This is a genomic window from Roseomonas haemaphysalidis (assembly GCF_017355405.1).
Classification (GTDB): domain Bacteria; phylum Pseudomonadota; class Alphaproteobacteria; order Acetobacterales; family Acetobacteraceae; genus Pseudoroseomonas; species Pseudoroseomonas haemaphysalidis.
Window position 1 is genome coordinate 925382 of sequence record NZ_CP061177.1, and the last position, 26974, is coordinate 952355.

Genomic DNA, 26974 nt, shown 5'->3' on the forward strand with positions numbered 1-26974 from the left:
ATGTGGCCCAGATGGCCCCCCCGTCGCAAGCATCGGGCGCCGGAAGCCATTGTAACTTCTAAATAAATGCGAACCGTTCGCAAATGGCCGGGCGTCCCGCGCGCTGGCCCTTCCACCGGGGCCGGCATCTGCTGTAGGAACCGCCCCCATGCGCGCAGATGCCGAGGCCCTTCAGGGGCAGATCCAGGATTCCATCGCCCTGCTGCGGCGCCACCTCGACTGGGACGTGGCGCTGCGCCGGCTGGACGAGGTCAACGCCCGCGCCGAGGACCCGACGCTGTGGGACAAGCCCGACCTGGCGCAGGAGGTGATGCGCGAGCGCGGCCGCCTGGCCGACCAGATCGAGGGCGTGCAGAAGCTGGAGCAGGACGTCCGTGACGCGCTGGAACTGATCGAGCTGGCGGAAGCCGAGGGCGATGCCGGCACGGCGGATGCGGCCGTGGCCGACCTCAAGGCTTTTGCCACCGAGGCCAAGCGCCGCGAGATCGAGAGCCTGCTTTCGGGCGAGGCCGATATGCGCGACGCCTTTCTGGAAGTGAACGCCGGCGCCGGCGGCACCGAGGCGCAGGACTGGGCGCAGATGCTGCTGCGCATGTACACCCGCTGGGCCGAGAAGCGTGGCCTCAAGGTGCAGATGACCGAGGAGTCGGAAGGCGAGCAGGCCGGCATCAAGTCCGCCACCATTCAGGTGACCGGCCCCAACGCCTATGGCTGGCTGAAGACCGAAAGCGGCGTGCACCGGCTGGTACGCATCAGCCCCTTTGACGCCGCTGCCCGGCGGCAAACGAGCTTCGCCTCCGTCTACGTGTTTCCCGTGATCGACGACAAGATCGAGATCGAGGTCAACCCGGCGGACCTGAAGACCGACACCTTCCGCGCTTCCGGCGCCGGCGGGCAGCACGTCAACAAGACCGAATCCGGCGTGCGCTTCACCCACATCCCGACCGGCATCGTCGCCGCCTCCACCCAGGACCGCTCGCAGCACCGCAACCGCGTGATCGCGATGGATATGCTGAAGGCCCGCCTGTACGAGCTTGAGCTGCGCAAGCGCGAGGAGATCACGGCGGGGATCGAGGCCGGCAAGACCGACATCGGCTGGGGCCACCAGATCCGCTCCTACGTGCTGGCGCCCTACCAGCTCGTGAAGGACCTCCGCACCAACGTCGAGAAGGGCAACCCCGACGCGGTGCTGGACGGCGAGCTGGACGACTTCATGGCCGCGGCGCTGGCCAGCCGCGTCGGCACCACCCGCTCCGAGGCCAGCGCGAACGCCCGCTGATGCATCCGGCCTGGAGCGCGGCCCTCGCCACCCTGCCATCCTGCTGGCGGCAGGCCATCGGCGACGAGTTCGAGCAGCCCTACATGGCCGCGCTGGCGGAGTTCCTGGCCGCCGAGCGCGCCGCCGGCAAGACCATCTTCCCGCCCGAGCCCCTGACCTTCGCCGCCCTGGCCCGCACGCCGCTGCGGGCGGTCAAGGCGGTGATCCTGGGCCAGGACCCCTACCACCAGCCCGGGCAGGCCATGGGGCTGTCTTTTTCCGTGCCCCCCGGCATCCGCGTGCCCCCCTCGCTCCGCAACATCCACCGGGAGCTGCAGGCCGATTGCGGCATCGCGCCCCCTGAGCACGGCTGCCTGACCGCCTGGGCCGACCACGGCGTGCTGCTGCTCAACACCGCGCTGACGGTGGAGCAGGGCCGCGCCGGCAGCCACGCCCGCGCCGGCTGGCACCGCTTCACCGACCGGGTGATCCAGGCAGTCAATGACGGGCCGGAGCCTGTCGCCTTTATCCTTTGGGGGGGGCACGCGCGGAAAAAGGCCGAGATGCTGGATGCCACCCGCCACCTGGTGGTGGAATCCGACCATCCCTCGCCCCTGGCGGCGGCCCGGGCGGCCACCAGCCCGTCGCCCTTCGCCGGCGCCCGGCCCTTCAGCCGCACCAACGACTTCCTGCGCGAGCGGGGGCGGGAAGCGGTGGACTGGCGGCTGGATTAGACGAAAGGCTGGGGGAAGGAATTCCCCCAGGCCCCCATCTTCTTTTTGACTTCCCCAGGTTTCGCCAGCGGGAGCGGGACGCGCCCAAGGCCCCCTGAAACAGATAAAAATAAAGAAGGGGTTTCAGGGGAATTCATTCCCCTGATCTTGCTTCCCGCCCCACCCCCCGCCACACCGCCCCGCATGACCGACGACACCCTCCGCCCGTCCGGCCGCGCGCCCGATGCCCTCCGCACCGTCCTGATCGAGCCTGGTGTCGCCCGCCATGCCGAAGGGTCCTGCCGCATCCGCATGGGGCTGACGGAAGTGCTGTGCACCGCCAGCGTCGAGGGCCGGGTGCCCGGCTTCCTGCGCGGCAAGGGGGAGGGCTGGGTGACGGCCGAATACGGCATGCTGCCCCGTGCCACGCATAAGCGGGGCGAGCGGGAGGCCGCCAAGGGCAAGCAATCCGGCCGCACGCAGGAGATCCAGCGCCTGATCGGCCGCAGCCTGCGCGCCGTGACCGACCGCAAGGCCATGGGTGAGATGACCGTGACGCTGGATTGCGACGTGCTCACCGCCGACGGCGGCACGCGCTGCGCCGCCATCACCGGCGCCTGGGTGGCGCTGCACCTGGCCTTCGAGCATTGCATGGCCAAGCGGGTGCTGTCGCGCAATCCGCTGCTCGGCCAGGTCGCCGCCGTGTCCTGCGGGCTGTGGCGCGGCGTGCCGGTGCTGGACCTGGACTATGCCGAGGACAGCGCCGCGCAGGCGGACGCCAACTTCGTGCTGACCGGCGCAGGCGGCATCGTGGAAATCCAGGCGACCGCCGAGGCGGAGCCGTTCTCCGAACACCATATGCTGGGGCTGCTGGCCCTGGCGAAGCAGGGCACCGCGGCGCTGTTCGCCGCGCAGCAGGAGGCCATCGGCGCATGAGCACCCATCGCAGGCTGGAAGCGGACCGCATCCTGCTCGCCACCCACAATGCCGGCAAGCTGAAGGAGGTCTCGGCGATGCTGGCCGAGTACGGCATCGCCGTGAGCAGCGCCGCCGAGCTGGGCCTGCCGGTGCCCGACGAAACCGAGACCACCTTCCTGGGCAACGCCACGCTGAAGGCCCTGGCCGCCGCCCGCGCCGCCAACATGGTGGCGCTGGCCGATGACAGCGGCTTCGCCGTGTCCGCGCTGGATGGCGCTCCCGGCGTCTACACCGCCGACTGGGCCGAGCAGCCGGACGGCACCCGCGACTACGCCGGCGCCATGGCCAAGGTGGAAAAGCTGGCGCGCCATTCGCCCGACCGCACCGCCGCCTTCGTCTGCACCCTGGTGCTGGCCTGGCCGGACGGCCACACGGAAGCCTTCGAGGGCCGCTGCCCCGGCCAGTGGGTCTGGCCGCCGCGCGGCCCGGGCGGCTTCGGCTACGACCCGATGTTCGTGCCGGACGGCCAGGGGCTGACCTTCGCCGAGATGGACACGGCGGCGAAGAAGGCCATCGGGCATCGCGGGCGGGCCTTCGCGCTGCTGGCGGAAGGGTGCTTGGCGCGGGGGTGACGGGCGGGGGCCAAAGAGGGCTCCGCCCTCTCTGGACTCTCCCGCTGGGGTAGCAGTGCTACCCCAGACCCCGCCGTCAGGAAGCATTCGGGCGATACGGACGGCGCTTGCCCGGCGGGGCGGGGGCACAGGATTCTGACAAGGCCACGCGGGCCGCACCCGCAGACTCAGGAACTGGCCCCATCACCCGCGGCTGATGCCGGGGTCTGGGGTGGCTCAGCCACCCCAGCGGGGAAGTCCAGAAGGGGCGGAGCCCCTTTTGGCCCTCATCCCACCATCCGCGCCGCATCCAGCCGTTCCGCCAGCCGCTCCGCGAATTTCGCCGCCGCCACGGGCAGGGTACGGCCTTTGAGCTGCCCCAGCACCAGCGGCCCATGCGCGAGGTCCCGGTCGTCGATCGGCCGCACCGCCAGCCCGGGGTCGTCCGTTGGCGCGCCGATGGCGATCTGGAAGGTGATGGCCTCGCCGTGGCGCACGAACTGGCGCAGCAGCTCGAAGGAATTGGCTTCCAGCGCCACGCGCAGCTTGGCGGAATGGCCGGCCATGCGGGCGTCCAGGATCTGCCGGGCGCCGAAGCTGCGATCGGGCAGGGCGGCGGGAAAGGCCGCGCAGTCGCGCAGCCGCAACACGGGGCGGGCGGCCAGCGGGTGGCCGGCGGCCATGATGGCGACCAGCCGCTGGCCGAGCTGCAGCAGCGGCTGCCAATCGGCATTGGGCGGCGGGTTGAAGATCAGCGCGAGATCGGCCTCGAATTCCGCCAGCGCGCTGAGGGCGCCGTCGTGGTCGCGCACCGTCACGGCGAAATCGACCAGCGGTGCGCGGGCCTGGAAGGCGGCCATCTCGGCCGGCAGGAAGGACATCGCCAGGGCCTGGGAACAGGCGATGCGCACCCGGCCGCGCCGCAGGCCGGAGAGGTCCTCGATGCGGGAGCGCACCTGCTCCAGCTCCGCGCCCTGGCCGCGGATCCAGCCGATGAACAGCTCGCCCGCCACGGTGGGGCGCATGCCGGTGGGCGCGCGCTCGAACAGCGGGGTGCCGAGGTCGGCCTCGATGTCGGCGATGCGGCGCAGCAGGGCGGAGGCGGTGACGTTCAGCCGCGCCGCCGCCAGCCGCAGCGAGCCGGTGCGCGCCACCTCGTCCACGTAGCGCCAGACGCGCATGTGCCGCAGCGGATGCATGGGATGTCCCGTGTCGGTTCCGGCAACAGGCTTGCGCCAAAACGGCAATGGAAGGCAACACTTCGCGCCGCCTAGCCTCTGCCCCGGACAGACCGAGGGACACGACGCATGGATCGCCGGGCCTTTCTTCTCGCGGGCGCGCTGCTGGCCGCGCCCCATATCGCCGCCGCGCAGGCGCCCACGCGCATCCGCATGGTGCTGAACTGGAAGTACCAGGGGCCGCAGGGCTGGTTCTTCCTGGCCAAGGCGCGTGGCTTCGACCGGGAGGAAGGTATCGACCTGGTGCTGGACCAGGGCGAGGGCTCGGCCGCGCCCGTCACCCAGGTCGCCGCCGGCGCCTATGACGCCGGCTTCGGGGACATGAACGCGCTGATCCGCTTCGCCGCCCGCCAGCCGCAGGCGGCGCCGGTGGCGGTGATGATGCTCTACAACGTGCCGCCCTTCTGCATCGCCGTGAAACAGGACAGCCCGATCCGCGCGCCGAAGGACCTGGAGGGCCGCACCCTGGGCGGCCCCGCCAATGACGGCGCGCTGATGCTGTTCCCCGCCTTCGCCCAGGCCGCCGGCATCGACGCGGCCAAGGTGGCCATCAGCACCATGCAGCCCAGCCTGCGCGAGCAGATGCTGTTCCGCGGCCAGATGGACGGCGCCTTCGGCTACATCAACACCATCCGCTTCAGCGCCATGGGCGCGGGGCTGGACGCCAACGCCCTGCGCTACATCCGCTATGCCGACCACGGCATCGACCTCTACTCCAACACCATCCTCGTTTCCCGCACCCTGGCGACGCAGAACCCGGAGGCCGTGCGCGCCCTGCTGCGCACCATCAACCGCGGCCTGAAGGCAGCCCTGGCCGAGCGCGACGCGGCGGTGGCCGCCGTCCTGGCCCGTGAATCCCTGCTGGACGCCCGCGTGGAACGCGCCCGCTTCGACGCCACGGTGGCCGACGAGATGAGCGGCGCCGAGATCGCCCGCATCGGCCTGGGCGATATCGACGAGGCCCGCATGCAGCGCGCCATCGCGACCCTGGTGCAGGCGGATGCGCTGCCCCGCGCGCCAGGGGTTGGCGAGGTGTTCGACCGGAGTTTCCTGCCACCCCTGGCCGAGCGGCTGACGCGGCTTTGAGAACAGAAAGGCTGGGGGAAAGAATTCCCCCAGACCCCCATCTTTTTTCTCTCAGTTGGCGCCGGGTTGAACCCTCAGTCGCCGGAGGTCGATGACCTCCGGCGCGCCCAGCCGTCCTGAAGCGTCGACCCCACCACAGCCACCACCGAAAACTCGCAAAAAGAAGATGGGGGTTTGGGGGAATTCATTCCCCCAACCTTCTCCACCCCCGAGGGAAGCACCCGCTATGGACCTGAAGCTCCGAAACAAATCCGTGCTCATCACCGGCCCCGCCAAGGGCATGGGCGCCGCCATCACCCTGGCTTTCGCGCGGGAGGGATGCCGCCTGGTGCTGGTCGGCCGCGATGTCGCTGCCATCGAGCCCGTGGCGGAGCAGGCGCGGGCGCTGGGGGTGGAGGCCGCGGTGCTGCGCTGTGACCTGACGGACACGGCGGCGGTGGAGGCCACCGTGGCCCAGGCCGGCACCGTGGACGTGCTGGTCAACGTGGCTGGCGGTTCGGGGCCGATCGGCAAGACCGGGTGGGAGACGACGCGGGACGAGTTCGACGAGATCGTCACGCTGAACATGGCGGGCTGCTTCAACACCATGCGCGCCGTGCTGCCGGGGATGATCGCGCGGGGTGGCGGCAAGGTGGTGAATGTGGGGGGGACGTTCGGCATGCGCGGGCGGGCGGGGCGGATGGCCTATTCCGCCAGCAAGTGGGGGCTGCGCGGCATCACCAAGTCCTTCGCGCTGGAGGCGGGGCCGCACAACGTCAACGTCAACTGCGTGGCGCCCGGCATGGTGGACGGGCCACGCTTCCGCACCAAGGTGGTGCCGGAGATGGCGGCGCGGCTCGGCATCTCGGAGGAGGCCGCGGCTGAGAGGCACGCGGCGGACTACGCGCTGCGGCGCATCACGGTGGACGAGGACGTGGCGAATGCCTGCCTGTTCCTCGCCTCCGACGTGTCCCGCCAGATCACCGGCACGGATTTGCCGGTGGATGGCGGCTGGGCGATGCTGTGAGGGAGAAGACGATGCAAGCCGACCTGTTGATTGCCGGTGGCACTCTGGCCACCGAGGATGCCGTGTTTCCCGCTGATATCGCCATCAACGATGGCAAGGTGCTGGCCGTCGGCGCGCCCGGCTCGCTGGGCGCTGCGCGGGAGGTGCTGGATGCCACGGGGTTGCATGTGCTGCCCGGCGCGATCGACGCGCATGTGCATTTCCGCGAGCCCGGCTACACTCACAAGGAGGACTGGGACACCGGCACCGCCGCCGCCGCCATGGGCGGCGTGACCACGGTGTTCGAGATGCCCAACACCATCCCGCCCACCTCGACGCCCGAGGGGCTGCGCGCCAAGCTGGAGGCGGCGTCCAAGGCACGCGTCGACTTCGGCATCTATGGCCTGCTGGCCGAGGACAACCTGCAGCACATCGCCGCCCTGGTGGAAGGCGGCGTCGCGGCCTTCAAGCTGTATATGGGCAATACCTTCGGCAACATCCCCTCGCCGTCGACGGGCGGGATGCTGGAAGGCTTCGAGGTGGTGGCCAAGCACGGGCTGCGCATCTCGCTGCATGCCGAGACCGCCTCGATCATGGCGCTGCGGCAGCAGCGGCTGGAGGCGGCGGGGCGGCGTGACCCGCTGGCGCATCTCGCCTCCCGCCCCGCCATCGTGGCCAGCGAGGCGGTGTCCCGCGCCGCGCTGCTGGCGGAATGGACCGGCGCGCGCATCCACATCCTGCACATCTCCTCCGGCGACGAGCTGCGGCCGCTGCGCGAGGCCAAGGCGCGCGGCGTCGACATTACCGGCGAAACCTGCCCGCATTACCTCTTGTTCGACGAGCACGCCTATTCCGAGGTCGGCCCCGTCATCCGCGTCAACCCGCCGGTGCGCGAGAAGCATCACCAGGAGGCGCTCTGGGCCGGGCTGGCGGACGGCACCATCGACATGATCGCCACCGACCACGCGCCGCACGACCCGGAGGAGAAGACCCGCGCCAACATCTGGCAGGTCGATTGCGGCTTCCCCGGCGTCGAGACGCAGATGCCGCTGATGCTGACCCAGGTGGCGCAGGGCCGGCTGTCGCTGACCGACTACGTGCGGCTCTCGGCCGGCGCCCCCGCCCGCGCCTTCGGCCTGTTCCCGCGCAAGGGCGCGCTGGTGCCGGGGGCGGATGCCGACATCGCCGTGGTGGATCTGGCGGCGCGCGACAGCATCCGCGCTGCTGGCCTGCATTCCCGCGCCAAGGTCACGCCCTTCGAGGGCATGGCGGTCCAGGGCATCCCCCGCCACACCCTGGTGCGCGGCCGCTTCGTGATGCGCGACCGCAGGCTGGTGGAGGGCACCGGGGGCTGGGGCCAGTCCGTCCGCCGCGTCCAGGCCATGCCGGCGCCCGCGCCGCGCAACCTGGACCAGACGACGGAAACCATCACGGCGCGGTGACAAAGAAAGGCCGGGGGGAATTCTTTCCCCGGCCTTGCCGCCTTTTTGGGGCAGCCAACCCACCGCGTCGCCCCACATAATGGCTTCCCCGGGAAGGAGAGGCGGCATGCAGCGCTACAACGGCTTGGCACAGGCCCTGCACTGGATCACCGCCGCGGCACTGTGCTTTCTGCTGCCCTTTGTCTGGGTGGCGGAGAATTTCCCGCCCGGCGAGGTGCGGACCTTCTGGTACCTGCTGCACGAATCCATGGGCATCTCGGTCTTCCTGCTGGTGCTGCTGCGCCTGACCTGGCGCTGGCGCCATGCCGCGCCGCCACACCACCCCGGCGTCAGCCGCGTGCAGAACGCCTTCGCCAGCGTGAACCACGCATTGCTTTACGCCGTGCTGCTGGTCATGCCCGTGACCGGCTACCTGATGGCCGGCAACGGCCAGGGCGTGCCGTTCTTCCGGGTTGTCACGCTGCCGGGCTTCGCCCGGAACGACGCCCTGGGCGTGGCGGCGAACACCATCCATGTGTGGGGGCAGTTCGCGGTTTATACGCTGATCATCCTGCACGTGGCGGCCACGGTCTGGCACGTCGCGGTGCGGCGGGACGGGCTGCTGGACCGCATGCTGCCGGAACAGCGCATCCAGGGCACGCGCGGCCAGGGGGCGCTGCCCCCTGGACCCCCGCTGGGGGGATAGGATCCCCCCAGGCCCCGCCATCGGTTTGGCGCTTCCTGCTCCGCAGCGCCGCGCTGCGGAAAGCGGAGATATTTTTATCAAGGTTCGTGCCGGCACCACGCCGCGGCCATCAGCCCTGCATTCTTTCTGATGCCGGGGCCTGGGGTGGTTCAACCACCCCAGCGGGGGTCCAGGGGGCGGCGCCCCCTGGCGGCGCCACCCATCAGCCCCGTGCCGCTTCCCGCAGCTTGGCCTTCTGCAGCTTGCCGGTGGAGGTCTTGGGCACTTCCCCGAAGACCACGCGCTTGGGCACCTTGAACCGCGCCAGGCGGCCGCGCACGAAGTCCAGCAGCTCGGCCTCCGTGGCGTCCGCGTCGGGGCGCAGTTCCACGAATGCGCAGGGCACCTCGCCCCACTTGTCGTCCGGCACCGCGATCACGGCGGCCACCGCCACGGCGGGGTGGCGGTACAGCGCGTCCTCCACCTCGATGGAGCTGATGTTCTCGCCGCCCGAGATGATGATGTCCTTGGCGCGGTCGCGCACCTGCATGGAGCCGTCCGGGTGCTTCACGCCCAGGTCGCCGGTGCGGAACCAGCCGCCGGAAAAGGCCTTGGCGGTGGCGGGCAGGTCCTTCAGGTAGCCCTTGGCGACCATGTTGCCGCGCATCACCACCTCGCCCATCGTGGTGCCGTCGGCTGGCACGGGGGTGTCGCCGGGGCCGAACACGTCCAGTGCTTCCAGCGTCACGTAGCGCTGGCCCTGGCGGGCCATCAGCGCGGCGCGGGCGGGGCCGTCCAGGGCGTCGTCCTCGGGCTTCCATTCATTGACCACGGCGGGGCCGTAGCATTCGGTCAGCCCGTAGATGTGCACCACCTGCACGCCGGCCTCGGCCGCCTTGGCCAGCACCGCCTCGGGCGGCGGGGCGCCGGCCACCATGAAGCGCAGCGGGGCGGCCAGCGCCGGGCGGCCTGGCATGTCCAGCAGGGTGGCGAGCACGATGGGCGCGCCGCACATGTGGGTCACGCGGTGGGCGGCGATGGCTTCCCACATGGCGGGGCCGCGCACCGCCCGCAGGCAGACATGCGTGCCCGACAGCGCGGCCACCACCCAGGGAAAGCACCAGCCGTTGCAATGGAACATCGGCAGCGTCCACAGGTAGGTCGGCGGGCCGGCCATCTGGCAGGCCAGGATGTCGCCGATCGCCGAGAGATGCGCGCCGCGGTGGTGGTACACCACGCCCTTGGGCCGCCCGGTGGTGCCGGAAGTGTAGTTCAGCGCGATGGCGTCCCACTCGTCCGCCGGCAGCGGCCAGGCGAAGTCGGCGTCGCCGGACGCCAGCAGCGCCTCGTAGTCCTCGCCGCCCAGCGTGTGGGGGAAGGGCGCCTCGGGGTCGTCCACCTCGATCACCGGCGGCCTGACGGTGCAAAGCGCGAGGGCCGCGCCCAGCAGCGGCGCCAGCTCGCGGTCCACGATCACCAGCTTGGCTTCGCCGTGGTCGAGGATGTAGGCGATGGTCTCGGCATCCAGCCGCGTGTTGATGGCGCCGAGCACCGCGCCCGACATCGGCACGCCGGTGTGGCATTCCACCATGGCCGGCGTGTTGGGCAGCAGCACCGCCACCGTGTCCCCCCGCCCGATGCCGCGCCGGGCCAGCGCCGAGGCCAGCCGCACGCAGCGGTCCCGGTGCTCGCGCCAGGTGAAGCGCTGCGCGCCGTGGATCACCGCCACGCGGTCCGGAAAGGCCGCCGCGCTGCGCTCGGTGAACAGGGTGGGGGTCAGCGGCACGTGGTTGGCCGGCATGCGGGGCAAGGCGTCGAAGTCCCGGGCGGCCATCAGCGCTGCCCTTGGTCAGGATGCGGCATGCTTGTCGTTCTCCCTTGTGGTCCCGCCGCGGGGCGGCGCGCTTTAGGGAAACTGTGTCACGCCTGCGCGCCGGTGCGCCAGCCCTCCAGGCCGCGGCGCCGGTTCAAAGGCCGGCCGCCTCCTCCTCCAGCACCAGACGGTGCAGGGTGGCGAACAATGCGTCGCCGGCCATGCGGGACGGATCAAAGCCGCTGTCCCGCGCGATGCCGCCGAAGCGCCCGGCATCCGCCCGGTCACCGCCCACAAAGGCCATGGACCATGTCTCAAAGGCCCGGCCCTCCACCGCGCCGAAGCCGAGCAGGGACACGTCGCCATGCCGCTCGTCCTGCTGGATGCGCTCGAAGGTGTGCTCCACGGCGGCGCGGGGGCCTTCCAGCACCTGGGCGAAGCAGCCGGCGTTGAACATCAGCGCGCCGGACACGCCGGCATGGGCGTTGTTGCGCCGGCTGGCGGCCAGGATGTCGCGCAGCGCGTCGTCCAGCGACCCCCGCACGTGGTTGCGGCTGTAGTAGACGAGGCGGTGGACCGGGTGGCTCATGCGATGCTTTCTGCGGGTTCGAGGGGGTGGGACGCCTGCCGGGCCAGGGCCCCCGCGTCTGCCGCGGGCATCGGCCGGCCGGTGAGGTAGCCCTGCACGGCATCGCAGCCCGCGCCCTGGATGCGCGACAGCTGCTGCGGCGTTTCCACCCCCTCCGCCACCGTGCGCATGCCCAGGCTGGCGCCCAGTGCCGCGACGGCGCGGATGATGGCGCCCGCCTCGGCATCGGCATCGGCGCCGCGCACAAAGGACTGGTCGATCTTGATCTTGTCGAAGGGAAACTTGCGCAGGTAGCTGAGCGAGGAATAGCCGGTGCCGAAATCGTCCATCGAGATGCGCACGCCCATGCCGCGCAGCGCGTGCAGCGCTTCCAGCACCGGGGCGCTGCTGTCCATCAACGCGCCTTCCGTGATCTCCAGCTCCAGCCGCGACGGCTCCAGCCCGGACGCCGCGAGCGCCGCGCCGACCACGGCCACCAGCCGATTGCCGCGGAACTGCACCGGGGAGATGTTCACCGCGATGGACAGTGGCGCCGGCCAGCCCGCCGCCTGCAGGCAGGCCGTCCGCAGCACCCATTCGCCGATCGGCGCGATCAGGCCGATCTCCTCCGCCAGCGGAATGAACTCGGCCGGGGACACGGGGCCCCGCACCGGGTCGCGCCAGCGCAGCAGCGCCTCGAACCCCAGCAACCGGCTGGACGGCAGGTCCACCTGCGGCTGGTAGGCGAGGTCGAACTGCTTGAGCGCGACCGCCCGCCGCAGGTCGATCTCCAGCTGCCGGCGCGCCTGCATGGCGACGTCCATGCTGTCCTGAAAGAACCGGAAGGTGCCGCGCCCCTCGGCCTTGGCGCGGTACAGGGCCATGTCGGCGCGCTGCAGCAGGATGTCCGGCTCCGCCGCGTCGTCCGGCGCGCGCGCGATGCCGATGCTGGCGCCGATGTTGACGGCATGGCCGAGCACCACGTAGGTGCGGCCCAGCAGGTCCACCAGCCGGGTGGCCAGCGCCTCGGCCGCCCCGGGCTGGCCGGGGCGGGACTGCAGCACCACGAACTCGTCGCCGCCCAGCCGCGCCACCAGGTCGGTGCCGCGCGTGGCGTTGCGCAGCCGCTCGGCCACCTTCACCAGCAGCGCGTCCCCCACCGCGTGGCCCAGCGTGTCGTTCACTTCCTTGAAGCGGTCGAGGTCCAGGCTGATGACGGACAGCGGCACCGCGCCCGCCATGCCGGGGCCGAGCTGGCGGGACAACTCCGCCTGCAGGCCGCGGCGGTTGGTCAGCCCGGTGAGCGGGTCGCGCGCCGCCAGCTCCGCGTCGTGTACGTAGCCGGTGACATCGAACAGGGTGATCACGGCGCCGCCGCAGGGCAGCGGCTGGCAGCGGCTGTCCAGCACCTGCCCGCCCGGCAGGCCCAGGCGGCTTGGCGCCCCGGGCGTGCCCGCGCCGGCCGCCGCGGCGACGGCGCTGCCGCCGGAAGCCCCGCTCAGGCCGAACAAGCTGCGCAGGTCGAGCCCGACCGGCTGGATCGGCGCGAAGAACGCCACCGCCTGCGGGTTGGCGAGCGCGACCCGCCCGCCGCCGTCCAGCACCAGCACCCCGGCGCCCAGCCCGTCCAGCGCGTCGGCCAAGCCGGGCCGGTGGGGTGGCGGCGGGTCGTTGTCGCGGGGGTGCATCGTGCTGCCTGTCGGAATGCTGGACGCCATTCTCGGCCGGCAATGGTGAAGATTCCGTGGATGCCGGGCTCAGCCGGCATCCGGCCCGGCGGGCGCGAACACGCTGACGCAGCCTGGCAACAGCCGGAACATCGCCGGCGTCATGGTGGTCAGCTCGCCATCGGTGTTCACCGGCATGGGCCGCTTGGTCGCCACCGCGCAGGACTGGGCGGGAAAGGCGCGCACGTCCTTCCAGTGCCGGTGCGTGCCGCGTCGCAGCGCCGGCAGCAGCGCCAGCAGCCGCCACCAGTGGTCCACCTCCAGGCTGTAGACGTCGAGCTTGCCGTCATCCGGCGAGGCATGGTCGGCCACCGTCATGCCGCCGCCATAGTGACGGCCGTTGCCGACCGAGAGCTGGATGCTGCGGATCTTGCGCACCCGCCCCTCCTGCGTGATCCAGGCGGTGAAGGGCCGCAGGCGCCGCAGCAGGCGGAAGGCGGCGATGGCGTATCCCAGCCGGCCCCAGCGCCGCTTGGCCTCGGCCGTCAGCTCCTGCGCCAGCTCGGCGCTGAAGCCGATGCTGGCGACGTTGAAGAACGGAATGCCATTGACGGTGCCGAGGTCGATCCGCCGCGTATGCCCGGCCGCGATCACCCGCGCCGCCGCCGCCAGGTCCGGCCCGATGCCCAGGCTGCGCGCTAGGTCGTTGGCGGTGCCGAGCGGCAGGATGCCGAAGGGCAGGCCGGTGCGCAGCAGGGCGGGTGCCGCGGCGTTCAGCGTGCCGTCGCCGCCGCCCAGCACCACGGCCGAGAAGCGCTCGGCCGCGCGCGACAGAATGGCGTCGGCCGGCATCTGGCCGGGCGGGCCGGCATGCTCCACCACCTCGGCGCCGCTGGCGCGCAGGATCTCGATGGCCGGGGCCAGCGCGGCGGTGCCGTTGCGCGCGCGGGGGTTGGCCAGCAGCAGGAACCTTTGGGCGGGGGCGGTGGGCAGGGGCATGTCTCCGGCGGCCACGCGGCAACGCGCCAAAGCCCCCGGGGATGCGGCAACCCGATGCGGCAACCACGGGCGTGGCTCTTGCGCTAGAAACGGATCGGGCGGGAGACAGGGTCATGGCATCCATTGGCGCGCGGTTGCGGGAGCTGGCGCCGGCCGGCCACCGCCGCTGGCGGGAATTCAACTGGTCGCAGTTCGTGGTGCTGGCGGCGGTCTGCGTCTGCGCCGGCGGCCTGTTCGCCTTTGCGCGCATCATGGACGAGGTGGCGGAAGGCGAGACGCACGGCTTCGACCAGGCCATCCTGCTGGCGCTGCGCAACCCGGCCGACCGCGCCGACCCGATCGGGCCGCTGTGGCTGGAGATCATGATGCGGGACTACACCTCGCTCGGCAGCCACGCGGTGCTGGGGCTGATGGGGGTGCTGGCCTTCGGCTACCTGATGCTGGTGCGCAAGCACCTGTCCGCCGGCATGCTGGTCGTGTCCTTTGCCGGCGGCATGGCGTTGAACAGCCTGCTGAAGTTCGGCTTCGCCCGGCCGCGGCCGGACCTGGTGGCCCATCTGGTGGAAGTGCACACCGCCAGCTTTCCCAGCGGCCACGCCATGCTGTCCGCGGTCTGCTACCTGACGCTGGGGGCGCTGCTGGCGGGCGTCGCGCCCGCCCGGCGGTACAAGACCTACATCCTGGCCACCGCCATTGGCCTGACGCTGCTGGTGGGGGCGAGCCGCATCTACCTCGGCGTGCACTGGCCGACGGACGTGCTGGCGGGCTGGTGCCTGGGCGCGGCCTGGGCGATGGCCTGCTGGCTGGTGGTGCGGGGCGGGGTGCTGTGGATGCAGCGGCGGGCGGACCGGGCGGGGGCAGGCCAGGGGGTGCCGCCCCCTGGACCCCCGCCGGGGTGACAGCGCCACCCCCGCCATCCACCTTCGCGCCCCACCCCGAGGGTCGATGCCCCCGGGGACAGAGGGTCGAGCGTGGGTGAATTTTTACAAAAAGGACCCGCTGCAATCAGACGTCCGCCTCGGCCGGAAAGCCCGCATGCTTCCCCATGGCGGGGTCTGGGGGGACACTGTCCCCCCAGCGGGGAAGTCCAGAAGGGGCAGAGCCCCTTCTGGCCCCCTCAACCGTCGAGAAACTCCAGCAGCGCCTCCGCCACCTCCCCCGGCACCACCACATGCGCGTTGTGCCCGCCATAGGGCAGCACCCGCAGCGCCGCCTCCGGGATGGCGCCCGCCAGTTCCTCCGAGCATTCCAGCGGCGTGCTCATGTCGTCCGCGACGCCCAGCACCAGGGTGGGGGCGGCGATGCGGCCCAGGCTGTTGCGCCGGTCGTGCCGCAGGCAGGCTTCCATCCGGGCGACCATGGTTTCCGTGCCCGGAAAGGCGGCGATGGCGGCGGGCAGGCCGGCGGCCAGGGCGGCGTCGTGTTGCACGATCCAGCGCGGCGGGTAAATGCCGATGGGGCCGGTGCGCAGGAATTCCTCGACGCCAAGGCCCAGTAGCATCTGCCGCCGCATGGTCATGACGCGGGCGAAATAGGCGTCGGGCCCGGCCCAACTCGCGTAAAGCACCAGCCGGTCCACGCGGGCCGGATGATCGGCCGCCAGCGCCTGCGCCACGGCGCCGCCCAGCGAATGGCCGACGACGTGGGCACGCTCCAGGCCCAGGTGGTCCATCAGCCCCAGCACGTCCCGGGCGATCTGGTCGACCGAGAAGGCGCCGTCCCAGCGGCTGCTGCCGCCGAGGCCGCGATGGTCGTGGGTGATGACGCGGAACCGCCGCGCGAGGGCCGGCACCACCGCCTGCCAGGGCTGCGCCAGCCCGTTGAGGCCGGACACCAGCAGCAGCGGCGGCCCGGCACCGGCCTCCTGGTAGTGCAGGTCGCCCCAGTCCAGGGGTGCGGCGGGCATGCGTCAGCGCGCCTGGATCAGCGCGGCGGCGGAGTTCCGCTCCAGCCCGAACTTCGCCAGCGCGGTGGCGTAGCTGCCGTCGGCCACCGCCGCCTGCAGCGCCTGGGTCACCGCCTGGCGCAGCACGGTGGCGGATTTCGGAAAGGAGATGACGATGAGCTGCTCTGTCAGCGGCGCGCCGATCATGGCGTAGACGCCGGGCTCCTGGCTCATGGTGTAGGGCACGGATTCGCTGCTTTGCACGGTGGCGTCCACGCGGCCCTGGCGCAGCTGCAGCCGGGCGGCGGGGGTGCCGTCGGCTTCCTGCACCTCGATCGCGGGGCGGCCGGCGGGCAGGCAGTGCTCGGTGCTCCAGCGGCGCATGGCGGCGTCAAAGCGGTTGCGGCGATTGGCGCTGACCTTCAGGCCGCACAGGTCCAGCGGCGTGGCGATGGGGGCGTGGCTGCTCAGCGTATAGGGCTGCATGCCGGTGGTCAGGTAGGGCAGGTAGTCCAGCCGGTCGGCGGCTTCCGGCGCGTCCAGCATGCTGAAGGCGAGGTCGACGCGGCCGGTCGCCAGCGAGTTCACCGCGGATTCATAGGAGGTATCCTGCCAGGCGAGGCCGAGGCCGAGGCGGCGCGCGATGTCGGTGGCGAGGTCGACGTCGACACCGGTGAGCGTGTTGGTTTCGGGCACCTTGTAGGCCATCGGCGGAAAGGCGGCAAACAGCGCGATGGTCAGCGTCTTGCGGGCCGCGATCTCGGGCGGCAACGGCGGGGACCCGGTTTGCGCGGCGGCGGGCAGGGCGGCGAGACAGCAAAGCAGGCCGGCGGCGAGGAAGCAGCGGGGTGTCATGGCGGTGGTCCTGGGCTGGCGGTGACGGACCAAGCAAGCGTGGCGCAACAGCTTGCCCCGCCGCTACGCCTGCCGGTCACTGCTGCCGGCAGAAAACGACCAAGTTTCAGGCAAGGCATAACGGCAGCCTCTTGTTGCCCACGATTTCTGATAACAGAACGGCCTGAGTGCCTCATCGCTGAGCGAGACGCCCCACGCTTGGCAGGGCCGGTCATCAGCGGTATGGTAGTATCCCAACAGGCCGGAACCACCCGCCAGCTGCCCGGGAGCCCAAGCCCATGACCCCCTTGCAGGACATCCTGGCGCCGCTCGACGCCGGGGAACAGAATGGCCCCGTCGGGCTCGCCATCGCGCTGCTGCTGCGCGAGCACATCATCACCAACCGCCTGTCGCCCGGGCAGGCCCTGCCGGAAAGCGAGGTCGCCAGCCTGCTCGGCGTCAGCCGCCAGCCAGTGCGCGAGGCGCTGATCCGCCTGTCGGAAGGCGGGCTGGTGCGCATCCTGCCGCAGCGGGGCACGCTGGTCACGCGCATCTCGCGCCAGGCGGTGGAAGGCGGGCGCTTTGTGCGCGACGCGGTGGAGCGCGCGGTGGTGCGCGAAGCCGCGAAACGCGCCCCGCCCGGCGCCACCGACGCCATGCACCGGCTGATCGACGCGCAGCAGGCCGCCCTGGTCGCCGAGGACCACGCCGGCTTTCTGCGGCTGGACGACGCGCTGCACGCCGCCTTCGCCGCCGCCATGGGCCGGCCCGGCGCCTGGGCGGCGCTGGGCGACGTCAAGCTGCAGATGGACCGCGTGCGCTACCTCAGCATTCCCGACGCGACGCCCGCGGCGCTGCTGGTGGCGCAGCACCGCGCCATCGTGGATGCCATCGCCGCCGGCGATGCCGACGGGGCGGAGGCGGCCATGCGCACGCACCTGTCCGAGGTGCTGTCCGCCCTGCCGAAGCTGACGGAACGCTTTCCCGACCATTTCGAAAAGGCCGCGCCATGTTCACCGCCCCCCGCCTGAGCGCGGCGCTGCTGCCGGCATTGCCCGGCGCCGTCCGCCGCCCCGGCTATGACCGCGCGGCGCTGCGGACCGGCATCGTGCATCTCGGCCTCGGCGCCTTTCACCGCGCGCACCAGGCCGTCTACACCGAGGACCGGCTGGAGGCGGGGGAGCGTGACTGGGCCATCAGCGGGCTCAGCCTTCGCTCGCCCGCGGTGCGAAACGCGCTGGCGCCGCAGGATGGGCTCTACACCGTGCTGACCCGCGCGCCGGGCGGCGACGAGGCGCGCATCGTCGGCAGCGTGACGGAAGCGCTGACGGTGCCGGAGCAGCCGGAGCTGGCGCTGCGCCGGATGGCCGCGCCCGCCACGCGCATCATCGGCCTGACGGTGACGGAAAAGGCCTATTGCCGCGACGCGGGCGGCGCGCTGGACGAGGCGCACCCCGACATCCGCGCCGATCTCACGGGCGAAGGCTTTCCGCGCAGCGTGCCGGGCCTGCTGGCCGCGGCGCTTCGCGCACGGGCCGACAGCGGCGCCGGCGCGGTGACGCTGATGACCTGCGACAACCTGCCGGACAACGGCGGCACGCTGGCCCGCGTGCTGGCGCGCTTCGTGGCGCTGCGCGACCCGGGGCTGGCGGGCTGGATGGCCGACCACGTCCGCTGTCCCGCCACCATGGTGGACCGCATCGTGCCCGCCACCACGGAGGCCGAGCGCGAGGCCGTCGTAGCGCTGGGCTACGCCGACGCCTGGCCGGTGGTGGCCGAGCCGTTTTCCCAATGGGTGGTGGAGGACCGCTTCGCCGCCGGCCGGCCGCGCTGGGAGGAAGCGGGCGCGCTGCTGGTGGCGGAGGTGCAGGCCTTTGAGCTGATGAAGCTGCGCTGCCTGAACGGCGCGCATTCCTCGCTGGCCTATCTCGGTGCCCTCGCCGGCATTGCCACGGTGAGCGAGGCGATGGCCGAGCCGCTGCTGGCCGCCTTTCTGCAACGCCTTTGGACGCGGGACATCCTGCCCACCCTGCCGCCGGTGCCGGGCATCGACCTGCCGGGCTACACCGCAGAGCTGGAAGAGCGCTTCCGCAATCCCGCCATCCGGCACCGGCTGCTGCAGATCGCCATGGACGGCTCGCAGAAGCTGCCGCAGCGCCTGCTGCGCCCGGCCGCCGAGCGGCTGGCGCAGGGCGCGGTGCCGCGCGCCATCGCCGTCGCCGTCGCCGCCTGGATGGGTTTTCTGCTGGGCGGGGACGAGGCGGGCGGCAGCCACGTGATCGACGACCCGATGGGCGCGAGGCTGGCCGACGTGGCCCGCGCCGCCGGGCGGGATGCCGATGCGCTGTCCGCCGCGCTGTTCGCGCTGCCGGAGATCTTCGAGCCCGCGCTGGCCACGCATGCGGGCTTCCGCGCCGCCGTGCGCGACAGCCTGGCGCTGCTGCTGCGCGACGGGGTGCGCCCCGCGCTGCGCGCCGCGCTCGCCTGAACCACAACACCTGAGGAGACGCACAAGATGGAACAGACCTGGCGCTGGTTCGGCCCCGATGACAGCGTGACGCTGGCGCATGTGAAGCAGGCCGGCGCGACCGGCGTGGTGTCCGCGCTGCACCACATGAACCAGGGCCGCGCCTGGCCCGAGGACGAGGTGCTGAAGCGCAAGAAGCTCATCGAGGATGCCGGGCTGCGCTGGTCCGTGGTCGAAAGCATCGCGGTGCACGAGGACCTCAAGACCCGCACGGGCGACTTCAAGAACCTGATCGAGCAGTACAAGGGCTCCATCCGCGCCGTGGCCCGCGCCGGTGTGAAGACCATCTGCTACAACTTCATGGCGATCACCGACTGGACGCGCACCGACCTGCACTACAAGCTGCCCTCCGGCGGCCTGGCGCTGCGCTTCGACTGGACCGACGTCGCCACCTACGACCTGCACATCCTCAAGCGCCCCGGCGCCGAGGCCGACCACCCCGAGGCGCGGCGCCGCGCCGCCGCGGCGCGCTTCGCCGCCATGTCGGAAAGCGACCAGTCCAACCTCGAGAAGCTGATGATCGACTGGCTGCCGGCGCGCGAGTTCGTCTACGACCGCGCCGGCTTCCAGAAGCTGCTCGACGTTTACAAGGACATCGGCGAGGACGGTCTGCGCGCCAACATGATCGCCTTTGTCCGCGAGGTGTCCGAGACGGCGGCGGAGGAAGGCGCGCGGCTGTGCATCCACCCCGACGACCCGTCCTTCCCGATCTTCGGCATGCCGCGCGTCATGTCCACCGCCGCCGACGCCCGCGCGCTGATGGAGGCGGTGCCCGAGCCCGCCAGCGGCCTGACCTATTGCACCGGCGCCTTCGGCAGCAACCGCGCCAACGACATGGTGGCGATGGCCCGCGAGTTCGGCCCGCGCATCCACTTCGCGCACCTGCGCAACGTGACGATCGAGGAGGACGGCTCCTTCTTCGAGGCCGACCACCTGGACGGCAGCACCGACATGGTCGGCTGCGTCGCCGCCCTGATGGCCGAGGAGGACCGCCGCCGCGCCGAAGGCCGCGCGGATGCCGAGATCCCGATGCGCCCCGACCACGGCCACCTGCTGGTGGACGACATCGAGAGCGTGAAGAACGGCGTGAAGGTGAACCCCGGCTATTCCTGCATCGGCAGGCTGAAGGGGCTGGCGGAGCTGCGCGGCGTGATGCGCACGGTGGAAGCCTTCCGCGGCGGCCGCCTGGACTGAAGCCCCGGGCCTGGCGGCGGCGTTAAGCCGCCATGGCCCCCTTCCGCATCGGCACCGCCGGCTGGAGCATCCCCGCGCAGCACGCGGCGGCGTTCCCCGCCGGCGGCAGCCACCTCGCCCGCTACGGCGCGCGGCTGCCGGTGGTGGAGATCAATTCCTCCTTCTACCGCCCGCACCGGCCCGCCACCTATGCGCGCTGGGCGGCGACGGTGCCGGAGGAGTTCCGCTTCGCCGTGAAGCTGCCCAAGGAGATCACCCACGTCCTGCGCCTGGCGGGCGCGGAAGCGCCTTTGGCGCGCTTCCTGGACGAGGTCGCCCTGCTGGGCCCGAAGCTCGGCCCGCTGCTGCTGCAACTGCCGCCGGGCCTGGGCTTCGATGCCGCGCTGATCGGCGATTTCCTTGACCTCCTGCGCGCCCGTTTCAGCGGCCCGCTGGTTTGCGAGCCGCGTCACGCAAGCTGGTTCGACGGCGCCGCCGACGCGCTGCTGGCCGGGCGCGGCATCCCGCGTGTCGCGGCCGATCCGCCGCCCGCGCCAGGGGCCGCGCGGCCCGGCGGCTGGCCGGGGCTGCGCTACTGGCGATTGCATGGCTCGCCGCGGATGTATTATTCGCCCTATGCGGCGGAGCGGCTGCAGCGCCTCGCCGCCTTGCTGCGTGACGACCCCGCCGAGCACTGGGTGATCTTCGACAACACCGCCGAGGGCGCCGCCTGGGCGGATGCGCTGGCGCTGCTGTTTCTCACGCGCTGACCATCCGCCGCTCCAGCAGGTCCAGCAACGCCCGCGCCGCCGGCCCCGGCTCGGCGCCGCGCTTCAGCACCACGCCGGTCGCGCGGTCGATGCGCGGCTCGCCGAGCGGGCGGGCCACCAGCACCGGGTGCGGCCCGCGCGGCAGCGCCAGGCGCGGCACCACGGCGACGCCGAGCCCCGCCTCCACCAGCCCGAGGCTGGTGGACAGGTGCTCCGCCTCGTAGCGCCAGTTGGGCTGGATGCCGCGCGGCAGCAGCGCGCGGTCCAGGATCAGCCGGTTGCCGGAGCGGCGGGACACGCCGACCAGCACCTCGTCCGCCAGATCCTCCCAGCGCAGCCCGCGCTTGCGCGCCAGCGGGTGGTCCCGCCGGCAGGCCAGCACGAAGGGGTCGCGGCGCAGCGCGCGGAACTCCACCTCCGGGTGCACCGCGCCTTCCATGCCGATGCCGAACTCGACGCCGCCGCCGGCCACCGCATCCGTCACGCCGTCGGCCGAAAGGTCCATCACCCGCACCCGCACATGCGGAAAGCGGCGGGCGAAATCGGCCAGCGTGGCGGGCAGGAAGTAGTAGGCGGCGGTGGGGATGCAGGCGATCGTCACCAGCCCGCGCCTGCGCGCGGCCGTTTCGCGGATGCCGAGCAGGCTTTCCTCCAGCTCGTCCAGCAGGCGGCGCGCGCGGGGCAGGAACTCGCGCCCCGTCTGCGTCAGCGTCACGCGCCGGGTGGTGCGCGTCAGCAGCGCGATGCCCAGTTCCTCCTCCAGCGAGGACAGGCGGCGGGAGATGGCGGGCAGCGACAGGTGCAGCACCTCCATCGCGCGCGTCAGGCTTTGCGCCTCGGCGACGGCGACGAAGGCGCGGAGCTGGTCAAGGTCGATCGCCATGTGGGTCTTCTGCCAAACGCAAGAATACTGCCGATCTTTGCACTTAATGTATGGGTGGTTCCAGCGCACAAGGGCCGCAACGGTTCGAGAACCCTGGAAACGCCCATGCAAACCCGTATTCCCTGCGTGCTGATGCGCGGCGGCACCAGCCGTGGCCCGTATTTCCTGGCCGCCCACCTGCCGGCCGAGCCGGCGGCGCGCGACGCCGTGCTGCTGGCCGCCATGGGTTCCCCGCACCCGTTGCAGATCGACGGCATCGGCGGCGGCAGCACGCTGACCAGCAAGGTGGCCATTGTCGGCCCCTCGGCCGAGGCCGGGGTGGACGTGGAATACCTGTTCGCCCAGGTCTCGGTGGATGCCGGCGTGGTCGACACCAAGCCCAACTGCGGCAACATGCTGGCCGGCGTCGGCCCCTTCGCCATCGAGGCCGGGCTGGTGACGCCGACCCACCCCGAAACGCTGGTGCGCATCCGCAACCGCAACACCGGCGCGCTGGTCGAGGCCGTGGTGCAGACGCCCGGCGGCCAGGTGACCTACGAGGGCGATGCCAGCATCCCCGGCGTGCCCGGCACCGCCGCCCCCATCGCGCTGCGCTTCCGCGATGTCGCCGGCAGCAAGACCGGCGCGCTGTTCCCCACCGGGCAGCGGACCGAGTGGATCGACGGCACCGAGGTCACGCTGATCGACGGCGCCATGCCGATGATGCTGATCGCGGCGGCCAGCCTCGGCACCGATGCCAACCTGCCGCCGGCGGCCATCGAGGCGGATCTCGCGCTGCTGGCGCGGATCGAGGCGCTGCGCCTGGAAGCCGGCCGCCGCATGGGGCTCGGCGACGTGTCCGCCAGCGTCATTCCCAAGCCGGCGCTGGTCGGCCCGGGCACGGATGGCGCCACGCTGACCGCGCGCTACCTGACGCCCCACGTGGTGCACCGCGCCATGGCGGTGACCGGCGGCATCACGCTGGCCGTCGCCGCGCGGCTGCCGGGCACCGTGGCCTCGCCCCTGGCCAGCGGCACCGGCGATGCGCGCATCGCCCACCCCGCCGGGCAGCTGGAGATCGGCCTTTCCCTGGACGGCGAGACGGTGCGCTGGGCCAGCGTGCTGCGCACCGCCCGCCGCATCTTCGAAGGGCATCTGCTGGTGCGGGCGGATACCGGCATGGCGCTGCCGCTCGCCGCCGAATAGCCTTCCGACAAGAATCAACGAGGAAATGCCGTCATGAACCGTCGTCACCTGCTGCAGATGCTGGCTGCCGCGCCGCTCGCCACGCTGCCCGCCATCGCCCGCGCGCAGGACAGCTGGCCGCAGCGGCCCCTGCGCCTGCTGGTCGCCTACGCTCCGGGCGGCGGCACCGACAACGTCGCCCGCGTGCTGGCCGCCCGCCTGCAGGCGGTGCTGGGGCAGCCGGTGGTGGTGGAAAACAAGCCCGGCGCCGGCGGCAACCTGGCCACGGAGGCCGCCGCCTCGGCCCGCCCCGACGGCTACACGCTGCTGATGGGCAATCAGGGGCCGATGACGGTCAACCAGTCGCTGTTTCCCAACATGCGGGTGGACCCGCTGAAGGCGCTGGAGCCGGTGGCGCTGGTGGCGGACGCGCCGCTGGTGGCCGTGGTCGGCCCCGGCAGCAAGGCCCCCGACCTGAAGGCCCTGCTGGACGAGGCCCGCGCCGCCAAGGGCAACTTCAGCTATGCCTCGGCTTCCAACGGCTCGGCCAGCCACCTGGCGGCGGCGCTGATGTTCCAGACCGCCGGCATCGAGGCGACGCACCTGCCGTTCCGCGGCGCGGGCCCGGCGCTGAACGACGTGGTGGCCGGCCACATCCCCTTCATGATCACGACGCTGCCCTCTGTCGCGGGCCTGATCTCGGGCGATCTGGTGCGGGCGCTGGCCGTGACCGGCAACAGCCGCATCGCGGCCCTGCCGGAGGTGCCGACCGTCGCCGAGGCGGCGCTGCCCGGCTACAACGCTTCCGCCTGGTACGGCATCCTGACGCCCAAGGGCACGCCCGCCGCCATCCGCGACCGGCTGCAGGTCGCCATCTCCGACAGCCTGACGACGCCGGACGTGGAAAAGCGCCTGAGCGAGGAAGGCGCCGTGCCGTCCAAGATGGGCGGCGCCGCCTTTGGCGAGTTCATGAACACCGAGCGCGCCCGCTGGGCCAAGCTGGTGAAGGACGCCGGGATCACGGTGGACTGAGCACCGCCAGGGCGGGGGGGAGCGCAGGACCGCCCCCCCCCTGCCGCAGGCCTTAGAAGGCGATCACCACCTTCAGGTGCTTTTCCCGATCTCGCGCCGCCGCGAAGGCCTCGCTCGCCTGCTCGATCGGAAAGCGGCCGGTCAGCAGGGGCCGGATGTCGATCAGGCGCTTTTCCAGGCAGGTCACCGCGTCGCCGAACACGTCGCCGAAGCGGAAGGCGCCGCGCAGGTCGATCTCGCGCGCCATGATGCGGTTGGCCATCACCGGCGTTTCGCCGCCGGGCAGCGAGCCGACCTGCACGACGATGCCGCCCGCCCGCACCGCCATCAGCGCCGCGTTCAGCCCGGCGGACGCGCCGGACGCCTCGAACACCACGTCATAGCCGCCCATCGCCCCGGCGGCGTCGAGCAGCGCGCCGGTGCCGGCGCCGACGTTGAAGGTCTCGTCCGCGCCCATGCGGCGGGCGGCGGCGAGGGGGGCGTCCATCATGTCCGTCATCGCGAGAAAGGCGGCGCCGCCGCGGCGGGCGGCCAGCATGACCAGCTGGCCGATCGGGCCGGCGCCGGTGACCAGCACGCGGCGGCCCATCAGGTTGCCGGCGCGGGCGGCGGCATGCAGCGCCACGGACAACGGCTCGGCGAAGGCCATCTCCTCGAAGGGCAGGCTGTCGGACACGGGGAAGCACTGGGTGTCGCGCACGGTGGCATGCTCGGCGAAGCCGCCCTGCATGTGCGGGAACTTGCTGGCCGAGCCCATGAAGAAGACGTTCTCGCAAAGGTTCGGCCGGCCTTCGCGGCAGCGCGGACAATGGCCGCAGTTGCGCCCGGGGTTGACGCAAACGCGCTGGCCCGGGCGCACGCGGGATACCTCGGCGCCGGTTTCGGCCACTTCGCCGGAGAACTCATGGCCGGGCACCAGCGGCTCGCGGATCACGAAGTCGCCGATGCGGCCGTGGAAGAAGTAATGCAGGTCCGACCCGCAGATGCCGCCGGCGCGCACGCGCAGGCGCACGTCGTGCGGGCCGAGAGGGGCTTCCGGGCGGTCCTCGATCCGCAGATCCCGGGCCGCGTGCAGGACACAGGCGCGCATGGTGGGTTTCTCCTCCGCAGTCATTGACATGCTACCATGGTAGAATGCACCTTGGCTTCCAACAAAGGAACCCCGGGGCACCGGCGGGCCGCTCACTGGAAGGAACCGCCGCCCGAGGGCGGCTGCCGTCCGGCGACCGCACCCCCGCGCCCCGTGGCGGGGAGCAGGGCGGCATGTTCAGCAAACGACGGCGACTGGTGATCTTCCTGCTGTTTCTGGCAGGCATCATCAACTACATGGACCGCAGCGCGCTTTCCATCGCGGCGCCCGCGGTTTCAGCCGACCTGGGGCTGACGCCCGCGCAGATGGGGCTGGTCTTCAGCAGCTTCTTCTTCGGCTACGCCATCTTCAACTTCATCGGCGGCTACATGGCGGACCGCGCCGGGCCGCACCGCATCTTCTCGCTGTCCATGGCGGTGTGGTCGGCCTTCTGCGCCTTCACCGGCATGGCGGCGGGCTTCGTGTCCATGCTGCTGATCCGCATCGGCTTCGGCGTGGGCGAGGGGCCGTTCTCCTCCACCGCCAACAAGATGGTCAGCAACTGGTTTCCGCGCCGCGAGGCGGGTTCCGCCATCGGCGTGGCCAATGCCGGCACGCCGCTCGGCGGCGCCATCGCCGGCCCGCTGGTCGGCTACTGCGTGGTGCAGTTCGGCTGGCGCGTGTCCTTCTTCGTGGTCGCGGCCATCGGCTTCGTGTGGCTGGTCTTCTGGTTCTTTCTGGCCAGCAACGACCCCCAAACCGACCCGCGCGTGACGCCCGCCGAGCGCGCCGAGATCGCGGGCGACCGCCCGGCCCCCGTGGTGCGCGGCAGCGACGGCGCGGGCCTCGGCACCTACCTGAAGAACCCGGTGGTGCTGGCCACCGCCTTCGCCTTCTTCGGCTACAACTACATCCTGTTCTTCTTTCTGACCTGGTTCCCTTCCTACCTGACCAATGCCCGCGGTCTCAGCCTGCATGACATGAGCCTGGTCACGGTGATCCCCTGGATCCTGGGCTGCGTCGGCCTGCTGTGTAGCGGCTTTCTGACCGACCTCATCTACCGCCGCACCGGCAACGCCCTGTTTTCCCGCAAGATCGTGCTGACCACGAGCCTTGGCGTCGCCGCCGTCGCCATCATCCTGGCCGGCTTCATGACCACCGCCACCAGCGCCGTCGCCCTGGTCGCCATCACGGTCTTCGCGCTGTACCTGACGGGCGCCATCTACTGGGCCATCGTGCAGGATGTGGTGCCAAGCCACTACGTGGGCGGCGTCGGCGGCTTCGTGCACGGGCTCGCCAACACCGCCGGCATCATCGGTCCGGCGGTCACGGGCTTCATCGTGCAGGGCACCGGGTCCTTTACCTCGGCCTTTATCCTGGCGGGCGGCATCGCCGTGCTGGGGGTGGTCGCGGTGCTGGTCTTCGTGCGCGCGCCGCGCGAGGCGCACTGAGGGGGGCGGTCCAGGGGGCGCTGCCCCCTGGGCCGCCGTCGGGGTGGTTGAACCACCCCAGGCCCCGACATTTGTTTTTGCTCGCCGCCCCGGGAGCGTGGGTTCCCGGCGAGTGAGAACTCCGCGTGGACAGCTCTACTTTTTTGTAGAACCCTCGGCGCATCGCTCAGGCTTTGATGCCCCAGATGCGGGGTTCGGGGCGGCTCAGCCACCCCTTCTGGCTT

Annotated in this window: 25 protein-coding genes; 16 read left to right on the forward strand and 9 right to left on the reverse strand. The window is 71.7% G+C overall.

Annotated features, from left to right (window positions below):
• The first annotated feature begins 148 nt into the window (after positions 1-148).
• From prfB to rdgB, 4 genes are all read left to right on the forward strand, one after another.
• The gene (gene prfB / locus IAI59_RS04235; protein WP_207419759.1) at positions 149-1279 is read left to right on the forward strand and encodes a peptide chain release factor 2; all 1131 of its coding nucleotides are present in this window, start codon (positions 149-151) and stop codon (positions 1277-1279) included.
• Positions 1279-1992, forward strand: a complete 714-nt coding sequence (gene ung / locus IAI59_RS04240) for a uracil-DNA glycosylase (protein WP_207419758.1) — start codon at positions 1279-1281, stop codon at positions 1990-1992. The genes prfB and ung overlap by 1 nt, the downstream gene beginning before the upstream one ends.
• A 183-nt stretch (positions 1993-2175) precedes the next feature.
• Positions 2176-2907, forward strand: a complete 732-nt coding sequence (gene rph, locus IAI59_RS04245) for a ribonuclease PH (protein ID WP_207419757.1) — start codon at positions 2176-2178, stop codon at positions 2905-2907.
• Positions 2904-3521, forward strand: coding sequence for an RdgB/HAM1 family non-canonical purine NTP pyrophosphatase (gene rdgB / locus IAI59_RS04250; RefSeq protein ID WP_207419756.1), 618 nt, complete (start codon positions 2904-2906; stop codon positions 3519-3521). Before rph ends, rdgB begins: the two co-directional genes overlap by 4 nt.
• Before the next feature lie 266 nt (positions 3522-3787).
• On the opposite strand, the gene IAI59_RS04255 is transcribed toward rdgB, so the two are convergent.
• Positions 3788-4699, reverse strand: a complete 912-nt coding sequence (locus IAI59_RS04255; RefSeq protein WP_207419755.1) for a LysR family transcriptional regulator — start codon at positions 4697-4699, stop codon at positions 3788-3790.
• Between the two features lie 108 nt (positions 4700-4807).
• On the opposite strand from IAI59_RS04255, the gene IAI59_RS04260 reads away from it, so the two are divergent.
• The 4 genes from IAI59_RS04260 to IAI59_RS04275 all read left to right on the forward strand — a co-directional run bounded on the left by IAI59_RS04260 (position 4808) and on the right by IAI59_RS04275 (position 8936).
• Positions 4808-5824, forward strand: a complete 1017-nt coding sequence (locus tag IAI59_RS04260) for an ABC transporter substrate-binding protein (protein WP_207419754.1) — start codon at positions 4808-4810, stop codon at positions 5822-5824.
• Positions 5825-6050: 226 nt separating this feature from the next.
• A complete protein-coding gene (locus tag IAI59_RS04265; protein ID WP_207419753.1) occupies positions 6051-6830 on the forward strand; it encodes an SDR family NAD(P)-dependent oxidoreductase in 780 nt (259 codons plus the stop codon).
• Positions 6831-6841: 11 nt separating this feature from the next.
• Positions 6842-8251: an allantoinase AllB gene (allB, locus tag IAI59_RS04270; RefSeq protein WP_207419752.1), complete on the forward strand. Its 1410-nt coding sequence runs from the start codon at positions 6842-6844 to the stop codon at positions 8249-8251.
• A 106-nt stretch (positions 8252-8357) separates the two neighbouring features.
• Positions 8358-8936, forward strand: coding sequence for a cytochrome b (locus IAI59_RS04275; protein ID WP_207419751.1), 579 nt, complete (start codon positions 8358-8360; stop codon positions 8934-8936).
• 202 nt (positions 8937-9138) lie between these two features.
• Here the strand turns inward: IAI59_RS04275 and IAI59_RS04280 are convergent, their stop codons facing one another.
• The 4 genes from IAI59_RS04280 to IAI59_RS04295 form a co-directional block, all read right to left on the reverse strand.
• Entirely contained in the window at positions 9139-10749 is a 1611-nt protein-coding gene (locus IAI59_RS04280) for an AMP-binding protein (protein WP_207419750.1), read from the reverse strand.
• A gap of 133 nt (positions 10750-10882) precedes the next feature.
• On the reverse strand, positions 10883-11317 hold the full coding sequence (locus IAI59_RS04285) for a BLUF domain-containing protein (RefSeq protein ID WP_207419749.1): 435 nt from the start codon (positions 11315-11317) through the stop codon (positions 10883-10885).
• Complete coding sequence (locus tag IAI59_RS04290; RefSeq protein WP_207419748.1) at positions 11314-12984, reverse strand: EAL domain-containing protein; 1671 nt, start codon at positions 12982-12984, stop codon at positions 11314-11316. The genes IAI59_RS04285 and IAI59_RS04290 overlap by 4 nt, the downstream gene beginning before the upstream one ends.
• A 69-nt stretch (positions 12985-13053) precedes the next feature.
• Entirely contained in the window at positions 13054-13962 is a 909-nt protein-coding gene (locus IAI59_RS04295; protein WP_207419747.1) for a lipid kinase, read from the reverse strand.
• A 113-nt stretch (positions 13963-14075) separates the two neighbouring features.
• Between IAI59_RS04295 and IAI59_RS04300 the strand changes: the two genes are divergently transcribed.
• A complete protein-coding gene (locus IAI59_RS04300) occupies positions 14076-14861 on the forward strand; it encodes a phosphatase PAP2 family protein (protein ID WP_207419746.1) in 786 nt (261 codons plus the stop codon).
• A gap of 218 nt (positions 14862-15079) precedes the next feature.
• On the opposite strand, the gene IAI59_RS04305 is transcribed toward IAI59_RS04300, so the two are convergent.
• Together IAI59_RS04305 and IAI59_RS04310 are read right to left on the reverse strand one after the other, a co-directional pair.
• Positions 15080-15868, reverse strand: coding sequence for an alpha/beta fold hydrolase (locus IAI59_RS04305; RefSeq protein WP_207419745.1), 789 nt, complete (start codon positions 15866-15868; stop codon positions 15080-15082).
• A 3-nt stretch (positions 15869-15871) separates the two neighbouring features.
• A complete protein-coding gene (locus tag IAI59_RS04310; RefSeq protein ID WP_207419744.1) occupies positions 15872-16702 on the reverse strand; it encodes a transporter substrate-binding domain-containing protein in 831 nt (276 codons plus the stop codon).
• Between the two features lie 278 nt (positions 16703-16980).
• Here IAI59_RS04310 and IAI59_RS04315 point away from each other — a divergent pair, with 278 nt between their 5' ends.
• From IAI59_RS04315 to IAI59_RS04330, 4 genes are read left to right on the forward strand one after another with little or no spacing between them, the layout of a single operon-like run.
• Positions 16981-17712 carry a GntR family transcriptional regulator gene (locus IAI59_RS04315; RefSeq protein ID WP_207419743.1) on the forward strand — a complete coding sequence of 244 codons (732 nt, stop codon included), beginning with the start codon at positions 16981-16983 and terminating at the stop codon, positions 17710-17712.
• A complete protein-coding gene (locus IAI59_RS04320) occupies positions 17691-19169 on the forward strand; it encodes a mannitol dehydrogenase family protein (RefSeq protein ID WP_207419742.1) in 1479 nt (492 codons plus the stop codon). The genes IAI59_RS04315 and IAI59_RS04320 overlap by 22 nt, the downstream gene beginning before the upstream one ends.
• 27 nt (positions 19170-19196) lie before the next feature.
• Positions 19197-20402, forward strand: a complete 1206-nt coding sequence (uxuA, locus tag IAI59_RS04325; RefSeq protein ID WP_207419741.1) for a mannonate dehydratase — start codon at positions 19197-19199, stop codon at positions 20400-20402.
• Between the two features lie 32 nt (positions 20403-20434).
• On the forward strand, positions 20435-21151 hold the full coding sequence (locus IAI59_RS04330; RefSeq protein ID WP_207419740.1) for a DUF72 domain-containing protein: 717 nt from the start codon (positions 20435-20437) through the stop codon (positions 21149-21151).
• Here the strand turns inward: IAI59_RS04330 and IAI59_RS04335 are convergent.
• Complete coding sequence (locus tag IAI59_RS04335; protein WP_207419739.1) at positions 21141-22034, reverse strand: LysR family transcriptional regulator; 894 nt, start codon at positions 22032-22034, stop codon at positions 21141-21143. The two genes, IAI59_RS04330 and IAI59_RS04335, sit on opposite strands and share 11 nt — an antisense overlap.
• Positions 22035-22139: 105 nt before the next feature.
• Between IAI59_RS04335 and IAI59_RS04340 the strand changes: the two genes are divergently transcribed.
• Positions 22140-23219, forward strand: coding sequence for a 4-oxalomesaconate tautomerase (locus tag IAI59_RS04340; RefSeq protein ID WP_207419738.1), 1080 nt, complete (start codon positions 22140-22142; stop codon positions 23217-23219).
• Positions 23220-23252: 33 nt separating this feature from the next.
• Entirely contained in the window at positions 23253-24230 is a 978-nt protein-coding gene (locus IAI59_RS04345; protein WP_207419737.1) for a Bug family tripartite tricarboxylate transporter substrate binding protein, read from the forward strand.
• A 52-nt stretch (positions 24231-24282) separates the two neighbouring features.
• On the opposite strand, the gene IAI59_RS04350 is transcribed toward IAI59_RS04345, so the two are convergent.
• Positions 24283-25320 carry an L-idonate 5-dehydrogenase gene (locus IAI59_RS04350; RefSeq protein ID WP_207419736.1) on the reverse strand — a complete coding sequence of 346 codons (1038 nt, stop codon included), beginning with the start codon at positions 25318-25320 and terminating at the stop codon, positions 24283-24285.
• Between the two features lie 173 nt (positions 25321-25493).
• Here IAI59_RS04350 and IAI59_RS04355 point away from each other — a divergent pair, with 173 nt between their 5' ends.
• Positions 25494-26750: an MFS transporter gene (locus tag IAI59_RS04355; protein ID WP_207419735.1), complete on the forward strand. Its 1257-nt coding sequence runs from the start codon at positions 25494-25496 to the stop codon at positions 26748-26750.
• Positions 26751-26974: the final 224 nt, after the last annotated feature.